Origin of the sequence: Pseudomonas sp. PvP001, from assembly GCF_040546375.1 — a bacterium.
In the GTDB taxonomy this organism is placed as follows: Bacteria; Pseudomonadota; Gammaproteobacteria; order Pseudomonadales; family Pseudomonadaceae; genus Aquipseudomonas; species Aquipseudomonas coleopterorum.
This window is the reverse complement of the sequence record NZ_JBEPNQ010000001.1, coordinates 2,536,341-2,555,110: the sequence shown is the minus strand read 5'-3', so window position 1 is coordinate 2,555,110 and position 18,770 is coordinate 2,536,341. Positions and strand designations below refer to the sequence as shown.

At 58.7% G+C, this 18,770-nt stretch carries 16 protein-coding genes and 1 pseudogene; 6 read left to right on the top strand and 11 right to left on the bottom strand.

What is annotated here, in order from left to right:
- Positions 1–6: 6 nt before the first annotated feature.
- From ABMD26_RS11595 to ABMD26_RS11570, 6 genes are all read right to left on the bottom strand, one after another.
- Complete coding sequence (locus ABMD26_RS11595; protein ID WP_134722101.1) at positions 7–798, bottom strand: ParA family protein; 792 nt, start codon at positions 796–798, stop codon at positions 7–9.
- Positions 799–816: 18 nt separating this feature from the next.
- Positions 817–1,464: a 16S rRNA (guanine(527)-N(7))-methyltransferase RsmG gene (gene rsmG / locus ABMD26_RS11590; RefSeq protein ID WP_049860454.1), complete on the bottom strand. Its 648-nt coding sequence runs from the start codon at positions 1,462–1,464 to the stop codon at positions 817–819.
- Positions 1,461–3,359: a tRNA uridine-5-carboxymethylaminomethyl(34) synthesis enzyme MnmG gene (gene mnmG / locus ABMD26_RS11585; RefSeq protein WP_056844843.1), complete on the bottom strand. Its 1,899-nt coding sequence runs from the start codon at positions 3,357–3,359 to the stop codon at positions 1,461–1,463. The genes rsmG and mnmG overlap by 4 nt, the downstream gene beginning before the upstream one ends.
- 487 nt (positions 3,360–3,846) lie before the next feature.
- Complete coding sequence (locus tag ABMD26_RS11580; protein ID WP_354309598.1) at positions 3,847–4,071, bottom strand: pentapeptide MXKDX repeat protein; 225 nt, start codon at positions 4,069–4,071, stop codon at positions 3,847–3,849.
- 62 nt (positions 4,072–4,133) lie between these two features.
- Entirely contained in the window at positions 4,134–4,931 is a 798-nt protein-coding gene (locus tag ABMD26_RS11575; RefSeq protein ID WP_502948315.1) for a molybdopterin-dependent oxidoreductase, read from the bottom strand.
- Between the two features lie 4 nt (positions 4,932–4,935).
- Positions 4,936–5,529 (bottom strand): cytochrome b/b6 domain-containing protein, encoded by a 594-nt coding sequence (locus tag ABMD26_RS11570; protein ID WP_354309594.1) that lies wholly within the window; start codon positions 5,527–5,529, stop codon positions 4,936–4,938.
- A 141-nt stretch (positions 5,530–5,670) separates the two neighbouring features.
- Here ABMD26_RS11570 and ABMD26_RS11565 point away from each other — a divergent pair, with 141 nt between their 5' ends.
- Together ABMD26_RS11565 and ABMD26_RS11560 are read left to right on the top strand one after the other, a co-directional pair.
- The gene (locus tag ABMD26_RS11565) at positions 5,671–6,399 is read left to right on the top strand and encodes a response regulator transcription factor (protein ID WP_320523313.1); all 729 of its coding nucleotides are present in this window, start codon (positions 5,671–5,673) and stop codon (positions 6,397–6,399) included.
- A complete protein-coding gene (locus ABMD26_RS11560) occupies positions 6,396–7,847 on the top strand; it encodes a sensor histidine kinase (protein WP_354309592.1) in 1,452 nt (483 codons plus the stop codon). Before ABMD26_RS11565 ends, ABMD26_RS11560 begins: the two co-directional genes overlap by 4 nt.
- A 6-nt stretch (positions 7,848–7,853) precedes the next feature.
- On the opposite strand, the gene mnmE is transcribed toward ABMD26_RS11560, so the two are convergent.
- The 5 genes and pseudogenes from mnmE to rpmH form a co-directional block, all read right to left on the bottom strand.
- Positions 7,854–9,224 carry a tRNA uridine-5-carboxymethylaminomethyl(34) synthesis GTPase MnmE gene (mnmE, locus tag ABMD26_RS11555; RefSeq protein WP_320523315.1) on the bottom strand — a complete coding sequence of 457 codons (1,371 nt, stop codon included), beginning with the start codon at positions 9,222–9,224 and terminating at the stop codon, positions 7,854–7,856.
- Positions 9,225–9,303: 79 nt separating this feature from the next.
- Positions 9,304–10,990 (bottom strand): annotated as a pseudogene (gene yidC, locus ABMD26_RS11550) (membrane protein insertase YidC).
- A 2-nt stretch (positions 10,991–10,992) separates the two neighbouring features.
- Positions 10,993–11,238, bottom strand: coding sequence for a membrane protein insertion efficiency factor YidD (gene yidD, locus ABMD26_RS11545; RefSeq protein ID WP_082223633.1), 246 nt, complete (start codon positions 11,236–11,238; stop codon positions 10,993–10,995).
- Positions 11,231–11,635 carry a ribonuclease P protein component gene (gene rnpA / locus ABMD26_RS11540; protein WP_043192022.1) on the bottom strand — a complete coding sequence of 135 codons (405 nt, stop codon included), beginning with the start codon at positions 11,633–11,635 and terminating at the stop codon, positions 11,231–11,233. Before rnpA ends, yidD begins: the two co-directional genes overlap by 8 nt.
- A 13-nt stretch (positions 11,636–11,648) precedes the next feature.
- On the bottom strand, positions 11,649–11,783 hold the full coding sequence (rpmH, locus tag ABMD26_RS11535; RefSeq protein WP_043192020.1) for a 50S ribosomal protein L34: 135 nt from the start codon (positions 11,781–11,783) through the stop codon (positions 11,649–11,651).
- Between the two features lie 626 nt (positions 11,784–12,409).
- On the opposite strand from rpmH, the gene dnaA reads away from it, so the two are divergent.
- From dnaA to gyrB, 4 genes are read left to right on the top strand one after another with little or no spacing between them, the layout of a single operon-like run.
- Entirely contained in the window at positions 12,410–13,918 is a 1,509-nt protein-coding gene (gene dnaA, locus ABMD26_RS11530; protein WP_056844846.1) for a chromosomal replication initiator protein DnaA, read from the top strand.
- Between the two features lie 38 nt (positions 13,919–13,956).
- Entirely contained in the window at positions 13,957–15,060 is a 1,104-nt protein-coding gene (dnaN, locus tag ABMD26_RS11525; protein WP_049860460.1) for a DNA polymerase III subunit beta, read from the top strand.
- A gap of 11 nt (positions 15,061–15,071) precedes the next feature.
- The gene (gene recF / locus ABMD26_RS11520; RefSeq protein WP_049860461.1) at positions 15,072–16,175 is read left to right on the top strand and encodes a DNA replication/repair protein RecF; all 1,104 of its coding nucleotides are present in this window, start codon (positions 15,072–15,074) and stop codon (positions 16,173–16,175) included.
- A 4-nt stretch (positions 16,176–16,179) separates the two neighbouring features.
- Positions 16,180–18,597 (top strand): DNA topoisomerase (ATP-hydrolyzing) subunit B, encoded by a 2,418-nt coding sequence (gyrB, locus tag ABMD26_RS11515; RefSeq protein WP_354309587.1) that lies wholly within the window; start codon positions 16,180–16,182, stop codon positions 18,595–18,597.
- Positions 18,598–18,770 lie beyond the last annotated feature (173 nt).

Genomic DNA, 18,770 nt, shown 5'->3' with positions numbered 1-18,770 from the left:
GAATCCTTAAATGACTGCAGCGGTGCGAGAGTGGCGACGTTGCCGACGAACCATCTCGCCGGCCAGTGCCAGATAGGCCAGCGCGCCGCGTGATGATTTGTCGTACGACAGCGCCGGCATCCCGTAACTGGGCGCTTCGGCCAGACGAATGTTGCGCGGGATCACCGTATCGTACAGCTGATCGCCGAAATGCTCCTTGAGCTGTGCCGAGACATCGTTCATCAGGCTCAGGCGCGGGTCGTACATGGTGCGCAGCAGACCCTCGACCTTCAGGTCCGGATTGAGCAACTCGGCAATGCGCTTGATGTTATCCACAAGGTCGCTCAACCCTTCCAGGGCGAAATATTCGCACTGCATCGGGATGATCACGCCATCGGAGGCCACCAGCGCATTGAGGGTCAGCATCGACAGCGATGGCGGACAGTCGATGAGGATGTAATCGTAGTTGTTACGCACCGGCGCCAGGGCGCTGCGCAGACGGCTTTCCTTCATCTGCATTTCCAGCAGGACCACCTCGGCCGCGGTCAGGTCGCGGTTGGCAGGCAGCAACTGATATCCGCCGTGTTCGGAAAAATGCATGGCCTGAGCCAGGTCGCACTCGCCGATCAACACGTCGTAGATCGAATTTTCCAGCGCATGCTTGTCCACACCGCTGCCCATGGTGGCGTTGCCCTGCGGATCGAGATCGATCAGCAGCACGCGGCGCTTGGTCGCGACCAGCGATGCTGCGAGGTTGATGCAGGTGGTGGTCTTGCCCACACCACCTTTCTGGTTCGCTATCGCGAATACCTTAGCCATTAGTGCTCGTGTTCCCAATCATGCCGTGCGGCGCAGTATCAGCAGATGGCGTTGGCCTTGGCAACCGGGTACGGCCAGGGCGTGTTCGCTATCGAGGTGGAAGTCCGCTGGCAATGCTACCAGTTCGTCGGCCGGATGCAGCCCTTTCATCGCCAACCAGCGCGTATCGCTGTCGCCCAGGTGGCGTGTCCAGTGAGCGAAGTCGTGCAGGCTGCTGAAGGCGCGGGAAACGATGCCATCGAAGGGCTGCTCGGGTACGAACGTTTCTGCGCGGCTGTGGATAACCTGAAGATTGGCGAGTCCCAGTTCCAGCTTCACCTGCGTCTGGAAACGGGTCTTCTTGCCATTGCTGTCGAGGGTGGCGATGTGCTTCTCGGGAAACATGATCGCCAGAGGAATACCCGGCATGCCACCGCCGCTACCGACATCGAGCCAGCGCTGGGCATTACCCAGGTGCGCAAGAATGCTCAGGCTGTCGAGCAGGTGCCGTGACACCATCTCGTCCGGATTGCGCACTGCCGTCAGGTTGTAGGCCTTGTTCCATTTGATCAACAGGGCCAGATAGGCCAGCAGTTGTTCGCGCTGGCCTTCGGACAATTCGACACCCAATTGCCGGGCGCCTGTGGACAACTCTTCGCGGTGCTGTTCGGTGACCATGGAACTCAAGCGCTTTGCTCCAACTCGCGGCCTGCGCCGCGTTTTTTCAGGTGAATCATCAACAGCGAAATGGCTGCAGGCGTGACGCCCGGGATGCGCGATGCCTGACCGAGGGTTTCGGGGCGGGTCGCGCCCAGCTTGCCCTGGATCTCCTTGGACAGTCCGGAGATCCCGGCATAGTCGATATCCACAGGCAGACGGGTGTCCTCGCTGGCGCGCAGCCGGGCGATCTCGTCCTGCTGACGATCGATGTAACCCGCGTACTTGGTCTTGATCTCGACCTGTTCGGCCACCTGTGGATCATGCGCTCCGCCGCCGGTGACTTCGACCAGACCGACATAGTCGATCTCGGGGCGGCTGAGCAGGTTAAGCAGGTTGTATTCATGGGTCAACGGCGTACCGAACTTCTCGGCGACGGCATTCCCCTGAGCGGTGTTGGGGCGTACCCAGGTGCTCTTGAGCCGCTGTTCCTCGATTTCGATCGCTTCGCGCTTGGCACTGAAGGCCGCCCAGCGAGCGTCATCGACCAAACCCAGTTCACGGCCCTTTTCGGTCAGGCGCAGGTCGGCGTTGTCTTCGCGCAGGATCAGCCGGTACTCGGCTCGCGAGGTGAACATCCGGTACGGTTCCTGGGTTCCCAGGGTAATCAGGTCGTCGACCAGGACGCCGATGTACGCCTCGTCGCGGCGTGGGCACCAGGCCTCTTTGCCCTGGGCGCGCAGTGCAGCGTTGGCACCAGCCAGCAGACCTTGGGCGCCAGCCTCTTCGTAACCCGTGGTGCCGTTGATCTGCCCGGCGAAGAACAACCCGGCGATCACCTTGGTTTCCAGGCTGTACTTGAGATCACGCGGATCGAAGTAATCATATTCGATGGCATAGCCGGGTCGCATGATGTGCGCGTTTTCCATGCCGCGAATCGAACGCACGATCTGCAACTGCACGTCGAACGGCAAGGACGTGGAAATACCGTTGGGGTACAGCTCGTGGGTGGTCAGCCCTTCGGGTTCGATGAACACCTGATGGCTCTGCTTGTCGGCGAAGCGGTGGATCTTGTCTTCGATCGACGGGCAGTACCGTGGACCCACCCCTTCGATTTCGCCGGCAGCCGAGTACATCGGCGAGCGATCGAGGTTGGCCGCGATGATTTCATGGGTGCGCGCGTTGGTGTGGGTGATCCAGCAACTGACCTGACGTGGGTGCAGCGCCTTGGAGCCCATGAACGACATCACCGGGATGGGGGTATCGCCTGGCTGCTCGGTCATGACCGAGAAGTCCACCGACTTGCCGTCGATACGCGGTGGTGTACCGGTCTTCAAGCGACCTACCCGCAGAGGCAGCTCGCGCAGACGATGGGCCAACGCGATGGACGGCGGATCGCCGGCACGGCCACCCGAATAATTCTGCAAACCAATGTGGATAAGCCCGCCCAGGAACGTACCGGTGGTGAGCACCACGGAATCGGCCATGAAACGCAGGCCCATCTGGGTGACTACACCCTTGACCTCGTCCTGCTCGACGATCAGGTCGTCAGCCGGCTGCTGGAATATCCACAGGTTGGGTTGATTCTCGAGAATCTCGCGAATGGCTGCCTTGTACAGAACGCGGTCGGCCTGCGCACGGGTAGCCCGCACCGCCGGGCCTTTGCGGTTGTTGAGCACGCGAAACTGAATGCCACCCTTGTCGGTAGCCAGCGCCATGGCGCCGCCGAGCGCATCGATCTCCTTGACCAGATGGCTCTTGCCGATGCCGCCAATGGCCGGGTTGCAACTCATGGCACCGAGGGTTTCCACGTTGTGCGTCAACAGCAGGGTCTTTGCACCCATGCGTGCTGAGGCCAGTGCTGCCTCGGTACCGGCATGACCGCCGCCGATGACGATCACTTCAAAACGGGAAGGGAAATCCACCACGCACCTCGTGCCTGTTCTATGTGGGTAATTGGGATAGCTGCGCAGTATAGGGAATTTGCCTCGGCTAAAGAACCCTTCTGCACAAAAAATAACCAGCTGTGGATAGACCAGGCAATAGAAATTAAAAGAGAGAGATTTATTAAAGCTTTGTTTTTATGTTTATTTCTACGTAGACGGTTTTCTGTGGATAAGGCCACAAGAGCCACGTGAGCCGTGGTGTACAGAGGATCAAAAGGTTGTGGTCATGTGCTCAGGAGCATTCTGGATAAGTCGAATCAACCTGTGCATAACAAGCCGCCTTATGCACAGCCCGATCTATCACCTGCTTTTGAGCACGCTTATCAACCGAGCTGAAGGCGGGTTTTCCACAGGGCTCAATTGCTCTGTATAACGTGAAGGCGAAAAAAAACCGCCGTCAAGGCGGTCAAAGGGAGGTAAGGAGGAAGCAAGGTACATCGGCACAGCGGTAACGTCGGGTGCGGCTTTATTTGGCCATTTCGTCTTTCTTCGTTTCTTCACCTTTGCTCATGGTGTCCTTTTTCATGCTGTCCTTGTGCATGGCGTCTTTGCTCATGCCATCCTTTTTCATGCTGTCTTTCGTCATGGCGTCCTTGCTCATCTCATCCTTGCCCATACTGTCTGCGGCCCAGACATTGGCCATTGCCGAGACCAAGCTCAGTGCAAGCACGACTGTGGATAGTTTTTTCATGATGAATCTCCTGTTGCAGGATGAACACGCAGAGGTTGCGTGGTATGGATGAATCGCCTTGCTCAACTGCCACCGAACCAGCTGTAGCCCTGGTCTTCCCAGTAGCCGCCGGTATAGGTGTCAGTCACGAAAATTGCCTGGATATGCTTGGGGTTCTTGTAGCCCAGCTTGGTGGGCATGCGCAGCTTCATCGGAAAGCCGTACTGGCGAGGCAGCACCTGACCGTCGTAAGTCAACGCCAGCAGGGTCTGTGGATGCAGTGCCGTCGCCATGTCGATGCTGGTGTAGTAATCGTCCGCGCATTTGAAGCCGACATAGCGAGCATCGGTATCGGCACCAATTCGTACGAGAAAATCCGAGAAGCGCACACCACCCCATCGACCGATCGCGCTCCAGCCTTCCACGCAGATATGACGAGTGATCTGTTCCACCTGCGTCATCGCGTGGAGCTCTTCGAGGCGCCAGCTACGTTTGTCGGCGACCTTTCCGGTGATTTCCAGTCGATAGGTATCCTGATCGACCTGGGGTATGTCATCGAGGCCATAGAAGGCATTGAAGGGAAAGGGCCGCGTGATCATCGCGGCCGGGTATTGCGGTGCCAGTGAGCGGGGATCGAAGAGCCATCCTTGAACCCTGTCGTTGAACCGAGAGATGGAAGCCAGGACGCCTTCCACCTGGTCGTCGTTGGAAAGGCTGCAACCCGAGAGCATGGCCACGCCACCCAGTGTCAGGGAACGCGTCAGAAAAGCACGCCGGGAGGCATCTTCGATACGCGGCGCAAGAAGGCTGCGTGCCTCGGCAAGGATCGCCGGCTTATCCAGATCCGTAGATCGAGTGGTTTTCTCGACTGGCATAGTCATCCCCTCAACGACCCGTGATCATGGCGCGCAATGTGCGAGGCGCTGACGCGACCATGAACAGATGGACCAAAACGAAAGTTATCAACAGACCCATGGCAATGAAGTGCACGAGGCGTGCTGTCTCATAGCCTCCCAACAGATCGCGCAACAGACCCAGTTGTACCGACTGCCACAGCACCAGGCCGGATACCGTCAACAACGCAATGTCGAGCATGACCAGCAGGTAGGCCGCTTTCTGAACCTGGTTGTAGCGGTGTGTATCGGTATGAGCGAGTTTCCCACGCAGCGCCGCAGCCAGATCGCAAACGATCCCGCGGGGCGAGATTGGGAAGAAGCGCCGCCACATACGACCTGTCGCCAGGTTGAGGCTCAGGTAGAGCACGCCATTGAGCCCCAGCAACCACATGCCTGCGAAATGCCACTGCAAGGCGCCACCGAGCCATCCGCCCAGGGTCAAGCTCGCTGGAATCACGAAATCGAAAAGAGGCGATGCGTTGTAGATCCGCGCGCCACTGGTGACCATGATCAGCACCGCGACTACGTTCAGCCAATGGTTGATACGCAACCAGCAAGGATGGAGGGTGGATGGAGAGGCCATGGCCGCATCTCGTCTGCTCTGATGGCAACCATTGTCGAACGGCTCGGATTTCCAAGTCCTCACACAAATCTAAATAAAATGTGATAACTCTCGATGGCGTGATTGGCGAAAATGCGCGTTTGCCCATGTTTTGGAAAACCCGTGTCAGAGCCCCTCAAACACATTCTGATCGTCGAAGACGATGCACATATTGCCGATCTGCTGCGCTTGCACCTGCGTGATGAAGGCTATGAGGTAGAACACGCGGCAGACGGTCACGAAGGGATTCGCCTGTTGGAACAGGGCCATTGGCACGCATTGGTGCTGGACTTGATGCTGCCGGGCGTGGACGGCCTGGAGATCTGCAAGCGAGCTCGCGCCATGGTGCATTACACGCCCATCATCATCACCAGCGCGCGCTCCAGCGAAGTGCACCGCATTCTCGGCCTGGAACTGGGTGCCGACGATTACCTGACCAAGCCTTTTTCCATGCTCGAACTGGTCGCTCGTGTTCGCGCACTCGTACGCCGCACCGAAGCGATGGCGCTGAGCGCACGCGTGGGCGCCGGCTTCCTGCGCATCAATGGTCTGACGATCGATCCACTGGCCCGCGAGGCGCAACTGGAGGGTCAGGCACTGACGCTCACCCCCCGCGAGTTCGATCTGCTGTATTTTTTCGCACGCAATCCAGGCCATGTGTACTCACGTATCGATCTGCTCAACGAGGTCTGGGGCTATCGACATGACGGCTACGAGCATACGGTCAACACCCACATCAATCGCTTGCGGGCCAAGGTAGAACTGGACCCGACCAACCCCCAGCGCATTCTTACCGTATGGGGGCGCGGGTATAGATTCGAGGGCGTTGCCGCGCCAGGCGGCGCTCGATGAGGAGCCTGACCCGTCAATTGTCCTTGGTCTTCGCGGTGTTGCTGCTGGCCTGCAGTGGCGTTTCGATGTGGCTGCAGGTCAGCTACAACGCCCGTTACGAGCAGGAGCTGATACAGCGGCTGTCGGCGGACCTGGCTCGACACATCGCCAGCACCACTCGGTTGGTCGACAAACGCGGCTGGCGCCCCGAGGCAATGCGCGTGCTGTTCGATGAACTGATGGCCGTGAATCCGTCCGTCGAGGTCTACCTGCTGAACGACAGTGGTCAAGTGGTCGGCAGCGCCGCTGCGCTGGAACAGCTCAAGCTCGACATGGTGGACCTAACCCCTGTGCATGAACTGTTGGCAGGTGGCGCTCTACCCATACTGGGCGACGATCCCCGGCAATTGGGGGTACGCAAGGTATTCAGCGTGGCTACGCTCGAAGTGGATGGACAAAGGACCGGGTTCGTCTATGTGATCCTGCAGGGTCAGGCGTTCAAGGCGCTGGCCGATTGTCTTGCCGCAGACTCGTTGCTGAGGATGACGTTGGGTCTAATGGCCCTGATGGGTCTGTTGACGCTGATGGGCGGGCTGGTGGCATTCCATTTGATCACGCGTCCCTTGAGCGAACTTACCTACAGCGTCAGTACTTTCGATGGACAAAACCTGCCGTTATTCACTGTCCGGCCTGGGGATAACTCCTGGACCCGGGAAATCGCCACACTCAGCCATGCTTTCGAACAGATGAGCCGACGGATCCTGGAACAGTGGCAGCAACTGACCAAGCAGGATCAGGATCGTCGGGACATGATCGCCAACATTTCCCACGACCTGCGCACCCCCATGACCTCACTGCACGGTTATCTGGAAACCCTGAGGTTCAAGGACAGTATGCTCGATGCCGAGGAACGCCGACGTTATCTGAATATCGCCTTGGGGCAGAGCCATAAGGTGGGTCGCATGGCGCAAGAGCTGTTCGAACTGGCTCGACTGGAATCAGGCCTGGTACAGCCTGACCTCGAAGCGTTTGCGCTGGGTGACGTGGTCCAGGACGTCGTCCACAAGTTCGAACTCAGCGCCCATGCACGCAGGCAGACGGTGGCTGTGGATATGTTGCCGGGCCTGGTGCCGGTCAAAGCCGACCTGGGGATGATCGAGCGTGTTCTGACCAACTTGCTCGACAACGCGATTCGGCACAATCCACCTCAGACAGCGATCGTCGTACGGCTGAGTGCGCGAGGAAAATGCATTCAGGTAGACGTGCAGGATTCGGGCGTCGGTATCAGCGCCGATCTTCGCGACGGTCTGTTCGTTCGTACATCTGCTCTCAGGCATGCGCCGCGCGAGGGCGGCGGGCTGGGCTTGATTATCGTGCAGCGCATGTTGCAACTGCACGGCAGCGAAGTGACGGTGATACCGGCCAAGCCTCAAGGCTCGATTTTTCGCTTCGAGCTCGATGCGGCGTGATGCCGCCTATTTACCGATGCAGAAGCTGGAAAATATTCTTCCCAGCAGGTCATCGGAGCTGAAAGCACCGGTGATTTCGCCCAACGCCTGCTGTGCCTGGCGCAGATCCTCTGCCAACAGCTCACCAGCGCCGGCCAATGTCAGCTGATCACGGCCGTGGTCGAGGTGATTGCCTGCATGGCGCAAGGCATCGAGATGACGGCGACGAGCGCTGAAGCTGCTTTCAGCTGTCTGCTCGTAGCCCATGCACGCCTTGAGATGCTCACGCAGCAGTTCCAGGCCTTGGCCGGACCCCTTGGCCGTGAGGCTCAAGGTCACGTGACCATCGTGGTCATGTTGGATACCGATCGCTTCACCGCTCAGATCCGCCTTGTTGCGAATCACCGTGACCTTGCCGATGTCAGGCGTGAGCTCCAGGAACTCCGGCCAGACGGCGAACGGGTCAGCTGCCTCGGCAGAAGTCGCGTCCACCACCAGCAGGATACGGTCGGCTTCGGCAATGGCCTTCAGCGCGCGTTGGACGCCGATCTGCTCGACTTCATCGAGGGTGGTACGCAATCCGGCAGTATCGATCACATGCAGCGGCATGCCGTCGATGTGGATATGTTCGCGCAACACGTCACGGGTGGTACCGGCGATGTCGGTGACGATGGCCGCTTCACGTCCGGCCAGCAGATTGAGCAGGCTGGACTTGCCGGCATTCGGCCGCCCGGCGATCACGACGTTCATCCCATCACGCAGCAGGGCACCCTGCCCGGCTTCGCGCAGCACGGTGGATAACTCGTCGCGTACCTTGTCGAGCATGCTCAATACGTGGCCATCGGCAAGGAAGTCGATTTCTTCCTCGGGAAAGTCGATGGCAGCTTCCACATAGATCCGCAGCGCGATGAGCTGCTCGGTCAAGTTATCCACACGCCGAGAAAACGCCCCTTGTAGCGAGCGTACCGCGTTGCGTGCTGCCTGGGCGGAGCTCGCTTCGATGAGATCGGCAATGGCCTCGGCCTGGGCAAGGTCCAGCTTGTCGTTGAGAAAAGCTCGCTCGCTGAACTCGCCGGGACGTGCCAGACGGCAGCCCAATTCCAGGCAGCGCTGCAGCAGCATGTCCATCACCACGGGTCCGCCATGACCCTGCAGCTCGAGCACGTCTTCGCCGGTGAACGAGTTGGGTCCTGGAAAGTACAGCCCCAGCCCTTCATCGATGACCTGGGAATGTGCATCGAGCATTGGCCCATAGTGCGCATGGCGAGGGGTCGGCACGCGGCCGATGATAGCCTGGGCGGCCTGGCTGGCCAGCGGTCCGGAGATGCGTACGATCCCTACTCCGCCTCGACCCTGGGCGGTGGCAATGGCAGCGATGGTTTCGCGAACGACGTTCATGCAGGTACTCCGGTCGAATTTCAGATAGCAAAACGCCCCACGAGGGGGCGCCTTGTACACAGGTTAGTCGAGCAACCCGTCAGACGGCAGGTTTGTTCGCCGCGGCTTTCTCGATGCTGCGTGTGATGTACCACTGCTGGGCGATCGACAGGGTGTTGTTGGTTACCCAGTACAGCACCAGACCTGCCGGGAACCACAGGAAGAAGAAGGTGAACACGATCGGCATCATCTTCATCACCTTGGCCTGCATCGGATCCGGAGGCGTCGGGTTCAAGCGCTGCTGGATGAACATGGTCGCACCCATGATGATCGGCAGGATGAAGTACGGATCCTTGATAGACAGGTCGGTTATCCACAGCAACCAAGGTGCCTGACGCATCTCGACGCCTTTCCAGCAATACCCAGTACAGGGAAAGGAAGACCGGCATCTGCACCAGGATCGGCAGGCAGCCGCCCAGTGGATTGATCTTCTCTTTCTTGTACAGCTCCATCATGGCCTGGGACATTTTCTGCCGGTCATCGCCATGCTGTTCCTTGAGGGCAGCCAATTTCGGCGCCACGGCACGCATGCGCGCCATCGACTTGTAGCTGGCGGCCGACAGCGGGAAGAACAGCAGCTTGATCAGGATGGTCAGGCAGATGATCGAGAAGCCCCAGTTCCCCAGGATCGCGTGGATGTGCTTGAGCAACCAGAAGATCGGTTGAGCGATGAACCACAGGATGCCGTAGTCGACCGTCAGCTCCAGACCTGGGGACAACTCCTTGAGCTTGTCCTGAACCTTGGGGCCGGCGTACAGCGTAGCTGTGGTTTCAACCTTGCCACCTGGCGCTGCCGACAGTGTCGGGCCGGTGTAGCCAATGATGTAGTTGCCCTGGTTGTCCTTGCGCGTCATGACATTGTTGCTGTCGCCAGCGGCAGGAATCCAGGCAGTCACGAAGTAATGCTGCAGCCATGCGACCCAGCCGCCTTGGACGGTTTCCTTGAGGCCGGCCTTGTCCATGTCTTTCATCGACACTTTCTTGTACGGCTCGCCACTTGTCCACAGGGCTGCGCCCAGGTAGGTAGCGGTACCGGTGGCCGTGGTCGACGAAGGATCGGAGCTGTTGTCGCGCTTGAGCTGGGCGAACATGTTGCCGCTCCAGTTCTGCGCGCTCTGGTTATCCACAAGGTAGCTGACTTTCAGGTCGTACTCACCGCGATCGACGGTGAAGCGCTTGAGGTAGTTCACACCATTGTCGCTGTAGGTCAGGTCGACCACGAGCTGGTTCTGGCCGTCGGCCAGTTGATAACTTTTCTGCGTGGCGCTGTACACGGGACGTCCGCTTGGACGTGCATCCGGGCCGTTCGTACCGGTCAGCCCGCTTTGGGCCAGGTAGGTCAGCTCGCCACCGTTGTCGAACAATTGGAACGGAATGTTCGGCATGTCCTGGCGACGAGGATACTCGGGCAGGTTCAGCTGGACGATATCACCACCGGTAGGATCGATAGCGAAGTTGAGCACGTCGGTCTTGACCCAGATCAGGTCCTTGCTGACCACAACAGGGGTCGGCACAGGCAGATTGGCATCAGGATTGGCGCTGGGTACATCGGCACTGGCTTGAGTGTTGGTGCCCGGTACCGTTTCCGGCAACGCCGGCGTCGGGTTCTGGGTAGCCACATTCTGAGTCGGCAAGGCGGCTTGACCGTAATCCTGGTTCCATTTCAGGACCATGACGTAGGCCACGACTGCCAGGGCGACGATCAGGATCGTGCGTTTAATATCCATGATTACTCGGCTATCGAAGAAGAACGGGGTGATGGGGCGTCTGGAACCGGGTCGAAACCACCGGCATTCCATGGGTGACAGCGGCCAAGGCGACGAACGGTCAGCCAGCTTCCACGCAAGAGGCCGTGGATTTCGATGGCTTCAAGCGCGTAGCAAGAGCAACTGGGGTAAAAACGACAGTGATTCGCCATGAGAGGGCTGATGGCGTAGCGGTAGAACTGGATCGGAACGATTGCCAGTTTACGCATCTTGACTGTCCACTCCTGCAGGTTCGGTCTTCACCACTGGAGCGGGCCGGTTACGTGCGAGGCGCTTCCAGAGCTTGCCAAAATGCTCATGCAATTCAGGGTTTTCCACGTCGCCCAAACCTTTACGCGCGACGATGACGATATCCCAGCCCGCCAGGATGCCCTGGTGCAGACGGAACGAGTCACGCATCAAGCGTTTCAAGCGATTGCGCTGAACGGCGAGCTTGACGCTCTTTTTACCGATGACCAGCCCCAGACGGGGATGTTCGAGGCCGTTCTCACGCGCAAGGAGCAGCAGGTTCTTGCCGGGTACCTTGCCAGATGGCGAGTCGAAGACTGCTTTGAAATGCCGGGCTGTCAGCAGACGCTTTTCCCGACCGTAGTCCTGACTCACCACCCGTGCCGAAGGATCAAACTGCCAGACGCTTGCGGCCCTTGGCGCGACGACGCGACAGGACGGTACGGCCGTTCTTGGTAGCCATGCGAGCACGGAAACCGTGAGTGCGAGCGCGCTTGATGGTGCTGGGTTGGAAAGTACGTTTCATGGTTGTTACCTGGTTCGTCCACAACGGGCCGGAATGGACCCCGTTTTAAGAGACCGGCGATTCTAGTGAAAGCGCGGCAGAAGGTCAATTTCCAACCAACTATTACTTTTTGACCGCTTTCCTCAGATAGAGGGGAGCTGATGAACACCGGTCGGTGATTGGGCACCTTCATTGCCGATGCCTGCTCAGGGGGATGGGTTGGACGATTCAGGCGATCAAATATAAAAATAGAGAAGGGACTTATTTAAAGCTTTTCTGTAATGCTTATAGATCTTAGAGAGGACGATATCTGTGGATAACCGCCTTGAGGCCTTATTCACAGGGCGTTCTGGCGATCCGCAACCCTGTCCAGAAGACGTGCTGCGCCTGTGTCATTGCTCCGCACAACCTGTGGATGGAATCGATGGATATCCACAGGCGAGTTATGCACAGAGCTCGACCCCCACTTGTGCATAGATCTCAGGGCGGGTTATCCACAGAGCTCACACGCCGGTTTTCGAAGCATTCTTGTCGTGTTTTTCCAAGCCGCAGAACAGCGGACCCGACCTACATGTGGATAAGTGTGCGGAGCGTCGGTACAATGGCCGTTGTTTTTGCCTTGCCGGCTTTCAATTCAGGGGATACCTGTGTCAGTGGAACTTTGGCAGCAGTGCGTGGAACTCCTGCGCGATGAACTGCCTGCCCAGCAATTCAACACCTGGATCCGTCCGCTACAGGTCGAAGCCGAAGGCGACGAGTTGCGCGTCTATGCGCCTAACCGGTTCGTGCTGGACTGGGTCAACGAGAAGTACCTGACGCGGCTCCTCGAATTGTTGGGTGAGCATGGCAATGGCCTGGCGCCGGCACTTTCGTTGCTGATCGGCAGCCGTCGCAGCTCGACGCCCCGCGCTGCCCCCAACGCGCCGCTGGCAGCCGCCGCAGCCGCGAATCAGGTGCAGGCCGCCCCGGTGGCAGCCGCGCCTGCGGCAGCGCCTGTAGAAGCCGTTGCCAAGCCTTCAGTGGCCAGCGAAGAGCCTTCGCGTGACAGTTTCGACCCCATGGCCGGCGCCAGCTCGCAGCCGGCACCCGTGCGCTCCGAGCAACGCACTGTTCAGGTAGAAGGTGCGCTCAAGCACACCAGTTACCTGAACCGCACCTTTACCTTCGAAAACTTCGTGGAAGGTAAATCCAACCAGCTGGCACGCGCGGCTGCCTGGCAGGTGGCGGACAATCCCAAGCATGGCTACAACCCGCTGTTCCTTTATGGTGGTGTCGGCCTGGGTAAGACGCACTTGATGCACGCTGTGGGTAACCACCTGCTCAAGAAGAATCCGAATGCCAAGGTGGTTTACCTGCATTCCGAGCGGTTTGTTGCAGACATGGTCAAGGCGTTGCAGTTGAACGCGATCAACGAATTCAAGCGCTTCTACCGCTCGGTCGATGCGTTGCTGATCGACGATATCCAGTTCTTCGCGCGCAAGGAACGCTCCCAGGAGGAGTTTTTCCACACTTTCAATGCACTGTTGGAAGGCGGCCAGCAGGTCATTCTCACCAGCGATCGCTACCCCAAGGAAATCGAAGGACTCGAGGAGCGGTTGAAATCGCGCTTCGGCTGGGGTCTCACCGTCGCTGTCGAGCCGCCCGAACTGGAGACCCGTGTCGCCATCCTCATGAAGAAGGCAGACCAGGCCAAGGTCGAGCTGCCTCATGACGCGGCGTTCTTCATCGCCCAGCGCATCCGTTCCAATGTCCGCGAACTGGAAGGTGCACTCAAGCGGGTCATTGCGCACTCACACTTCATGGGTCGCGAGATCACCATCGAGTTGATCCGTGAGTCGCTCAAGGACCTGCTGGCACTGCAGGACAAGCTGGTGAGTGTGGATAACATCCAGCGAACGGTGGCCGAGTATTACAAGATCAAGATTTCCGATCTGCTCTCCAAGCGCCGTTCGCGCTCGGTGGCCCGGCCACGGCAGGTGGCGATGGCGCTGTCCAAGGAATTGACCAACCACAGCCTGCCGGAAATCGGCGATGTGTTTGGTGGGCGCGATCACACGACTGTGCTGCACGCGTGCCGCAAGATCAACGAACTCAAGGAATCCGACGCGGATATCCGCGAGGACTACAAGAACCTGCTGCGTACACTGACCACGTGAACACTCACTACGCAGCTTTTGAGGCAAGGGACTAGACCATGCATTTCACCATTCAACGCGAAGCCCTGTTGAAACCCCTGCAACTGGTCGCCGGCGTCGTCGAACGCCGCCAGACCTTGCCTGTGCTTTCCAACGTCCTTCTGGTGGTTCAGGGGCAGCAGCTGTCTCTGACCGGTACTGACCTGGAAGTGGAACTGGTTGGCCGCGTGCAGCTGGAAGAGCCGGCCGAGCCTGGCGAGATCACCGTGCCTGCGCGCAAGTTGATGGACATCTGCAAGAGCCTGCCCAACGACGCCCTGATCGACATCAAGGTCGATGAGCAGAAGGTCGTGGTCAAGGCCGGGCGCAGTCGGTTCACCTTGTCGACGCTGCCGGCCAATGACTTCCCTACCGTCGAAGAAGGCCCGGGTTCGCTGACCTGCAGCCTGGTGCAGAGCAAGCTGCGTCGCCTGATCGAACGCACCAGCTTCGCCATGGCCCAGCAGGACGTACGCTATTATCTCAACGGCATGCTGCTGGAAGTATCGGCCGGCATCATCCGAGCAGTCGCCACCGACGGCCACCGTCTGGCCATGTGCTCGATGCAGGCTGATATTGGTCAAGCCGACCGCCATCAGGTCATCGTGCCGCGCAAGGGCATTCTGGAACTCGCCCGTCTGCTGACCGAGCCCGACGGCAATGTCAGCATCGTGCTGGGCCAGCATCACATCCGCGCAACCACGGGTGAGTTCACCTTCACCTCCAAGCTGGTCGACGGCAAATTCCCTGACTATGAGCGTGTGCTGCCCAAAGGTGGCGACAAGCTGGTACTGGGTGACCGTCAGGCACTGCGTGAGGCCTTCAGCCGCACCGCGATCCTGTCCAATGAAAAGTATCGCGGCATCCGCCTGCAACTGGCAGCCGGTCAGCTGAAGATTCAGGCCAACAACCCTGAACAGGAAGAAGCGGAAGAAGAAGTGGCCGTGGACTATAACGGCGGTGCGCTGGAAATCGGCTTCAACGTCAGCTATCTACTCGACGTGCTGGGAGTGATGACGACCGAGCAGGTTCGCCTGATCCTATCTGACTCCAACAGCAGCGCGTTGGTCCAGGAATCCGACAATGACGACTCGGCATACGTCGTCATGCCGATGCGCCTCTGACAGCCACCTGAATGTCCCTGACCCGCGTTACAGTCACCGCGGTGCGCAACCTGCACCCGGTGACCTTCTCCCCTTCCCCGCGTATCAACATCCTCTACGGCGCCAACGGCAGTGGCAAAACCAGTGTGCTGGAAGCCATTCACCTCTTGGGCCTCGCGCGATCGTTTCGCAGCACGCGTCTGGTGCCGATCATTCAGCACGAGCAAGCCACTGCGACTGTATTTGGCCAGGTTGAGCTGGCCGAAGGCGGTCATAGCAACCTGGGTATTTCACGGGAAAGACAGGGCGATTTCACTATTCGTATCGACGGCCAGAACGCTCGAAGCGCGGCTCAGCTTGCCCAGATATTGCCCTTGCAGCTGATCAACCCCGATAGCTTTCGACTGTTGGAGGGGGCTCCGAAGATCCGCCGACAGTTCCTAGACTGGGGAGTGTTCCACGTGGAACCTCGATTCATGTCGACCTGGCAGCGGTTGCAGAAGGCCCTGAAGCAACGGAACTCATGGCTTCGGCATGGTACACTTGACGTTGCTTCGCAAGCGGCATGGGACCGTGAGCTCTGCCTAGCCAGCGCTGAAATCGACGACTATCGGCGCGCTTATATCAAAGCGCTCAAGCCAGTGTTCGAACAGACACTCGCCGAGTTGTTGAAGCTGGAAGGTCTCACATTGAGCTATTACCGAGGCTGGGACAAGGATCGCGAACTCGCAGACGTCCTGGCAGGGTCCTTGTTGAGAGATCAGCAGATGGGGCATACCCAGGCTGGACCTCAGCGCGCTGACCTTCGATTGCGAATGGGCGCCCACAACGCGGCCGACATATTGTCGCGCGGTCAGCAGAAGCTCGTGGTGTGCGCACTCCGCATTGCCCAAGGTCATCTGGTCGGCCAAGCCCGCCGCGGTCAATGCATCTATCTGGTAGACGACTTGCCGTCCGAGCTGGATGAACAGCACCGTCGCGCATTGTGCCGCTTGCTTGAAGACTTACGTTGCCAGGTGTTCATCACCTGCGTAGACCAGGAATTATTGAGGGAAGGCTGGCAGACGGAAACGCCAGTTGCTTTGTTCCACGTGGAACAAGGCGGTATTACCCAGACCCACGATCATCGGGAGTGAAGGCATGAGCGAGAATCAAACGTACGACTCCTCCAGCATCAAGGTGTTGAAAGGGCTTGATGCCGTACGCAAACGTCCCGGTATGTACATCGGCGACACCGATGATGGTAGCGGCCTGCACCACATGGTCTTCGAAGTGGTGGACAACTCCATCGACGAAGCACTGGCTGGCCACTGTGACGAAATCACCGTCACCATTCATCCAGACGAATCCATTTCCGTAACCGACAACGGCCGCGGTATTCCCGTGGACGTGCATAAGGAAGAAGGCGTATCTGCAGCCGAGGTCATCATGACCGTACTGCACGCTGGCGGTAAGTTCGATGACAACTCGTACAAGGTGTCGGGTGGTTTGCACGGCGTAGGTGTGTCGGTGGTGAACGCCCTGTCCGAAGGTCTGCAACTGACCGTGCGCCGCGCTGGCAAGTTGTGGGAGCAGTTCTACGTGCACGGCGTGCCGCAGGAACCGATGAAGATCGTCGGCGACAGCGAGACCACCGGCACCAAGATTCACTTCAAGCCGTCGGCTGAAACCTTCAAGAACATTCATTTCAGCTGGGACATTCTGGCGAAGCGGATCCGTGAGCTGTCGTTCCTCAACTCCGGTGTTGGCATTCTGCTGAAGGACGAGCGCAGCGGCAAAGAAGAGTTGTTCAAATACGAAGGCGGTTTGCGTGCGTTTGTCGAGTACCTGAATACCAACAAGACAGCTGTGAATCAGGTCTTCCATTTCAACGTGCAGCGCGATGATGGCGTGGGCGTGGAAGTTGCCCTGCAGTGGAACGACAGCTTCAACGAAAATCTGCTGTGCTTTACCAACAACATTCCACAGCGCGATGGCGGCACTCACTTGGTGGGCTTCCGGTCGGCGCTGACGCGCAACCTGAACAACTACATCGAGCAGGAAGGTCTGGCCAAGAAGAACAAGGTCTCGACCACCGGTGACGATGCGCGTGAAGGTTTGACCGCGATCATTTCGGTCAAGGTTCCGGATCCCAAGTTCAGCTCGCAGACCAAGGACAAGCTGGTTTCGTCCGAAGTAAAGACTGCAGTCGAGCAGGAAATGGGCAAGTACTTCTCGGACTTCCTCCTGGAAAACCCGAACGAAGCCAAGGCCGTGGTCGGCAAGATGATCGATGCCGCGCGTGCTCGCGAGGCGGCTCGTAAAGCGCGCGAGATGACTCGCCGTAAAGGGGCTCTGGACATCGCTGGCTTGCCAGGCAAATTGGCCGACTGCCAGGAGAAGGACCCTGCCCTTTCCGAACTGTACCTGGTGGAGGGTGACTCCGCCGGTGGTTCGGCCAAGCAAGGTCGTAACCGCAAGACCCAGGCGATTCTGCCGCTCAAGGGCAAGATCCTCAACGTCGAGAAGGCGCGCTTCGACAAGATGATCTCGTCGCAGGAAGTCGGCACCCTGATTACGGCGCTGGGCTGCGGTATCGGTCGCGAAGAGTACAACATCGACAAGCTGCGCTATCACAACATCATCATCATGACCGATGCCGATGTCGACGGTTCGCACATTCGTACCCTGCTGCTGACATTCTTCTTCCGCCAGCTGCCGGAGCTGATCGAGCGCGGCTATATCTACATCGCCCAGCCGCCGCTGTACAAAGTCAAGAAGGGCAAGCAGGAGCAGTACATCAAGGACGACGACGCCATGGAAGAATACATGACGCAGTCGGCCCTGGAAGATGCGAGCCTGCACCTCAATGATTCGGCGCCAGGGATTTCCGGTGAAGCACTGGAGCGTCTGGTCAATGATTTCCGCATGGTCATGAAGACGCTCAAGCGCCTGTCGCGTCTGTATCCGCAGGAGCTCACCGAGCACTTCGTGTACCTGCCGGCGGTTTCGCTCGAGCAACTGGGCGATCATAAAGCCATGCAATCCTGGTTGGCCAAGTTCGATGCGCGTCTGCGCACCAGCGAGAAATCCGGTCTGGTGTACAAAGCCAGCCTGCGTGAAGACCGTGAGCGCAACGTCTGGCTGCCGGAAGTGGAGATCACTTCCCATGGCCTGGCCAGCTACATCACCTTCAACCGCGATTTCTTCGGCAGCAACGATTACAAGACCGTGACCGCTCTGGGCGCACAGTTGGCCAGTCTGCTGGATGAAGGTGCCTACGTGAAACGTGGCGAGCGCAAGAAGGCTGTGGTCGAGTTCAAGGAGGCCCTGGACTGGCTGATGACCGAAAGCACCAAGCGTCATACCATCCAGCGCTACAAAGGGCTGGGTGAGATGAACCCGGATCAGCTGTGGGAAACCACGATGGACCCAAGCGTGCGCCGCATGCTCAAGGTCACCATCGAGGATGCGATCGGCGCTGACCAGATCTTCAACACCCTGATGGGTGATGCGGTCGAGCCACGTCGCGAGTTCATCGAAAGCAACGCATTGGCGGTTTCGAACCTGGACTTCTGATAGGTCGACGTGCTCAGCAGACCAGACCCCGGTGCCTTTGGCCCGGGGTTTTTTTATGGGTGCTGATCTTGGGTCTCTTGCCTGGCAGGTAACGAGCGCGACGCTGGCGTGGATCTTGCGAAGGCCTGTCACAGGTGCGTTGCGGCCATGACTACGCCAATGCCGTTTTTTGG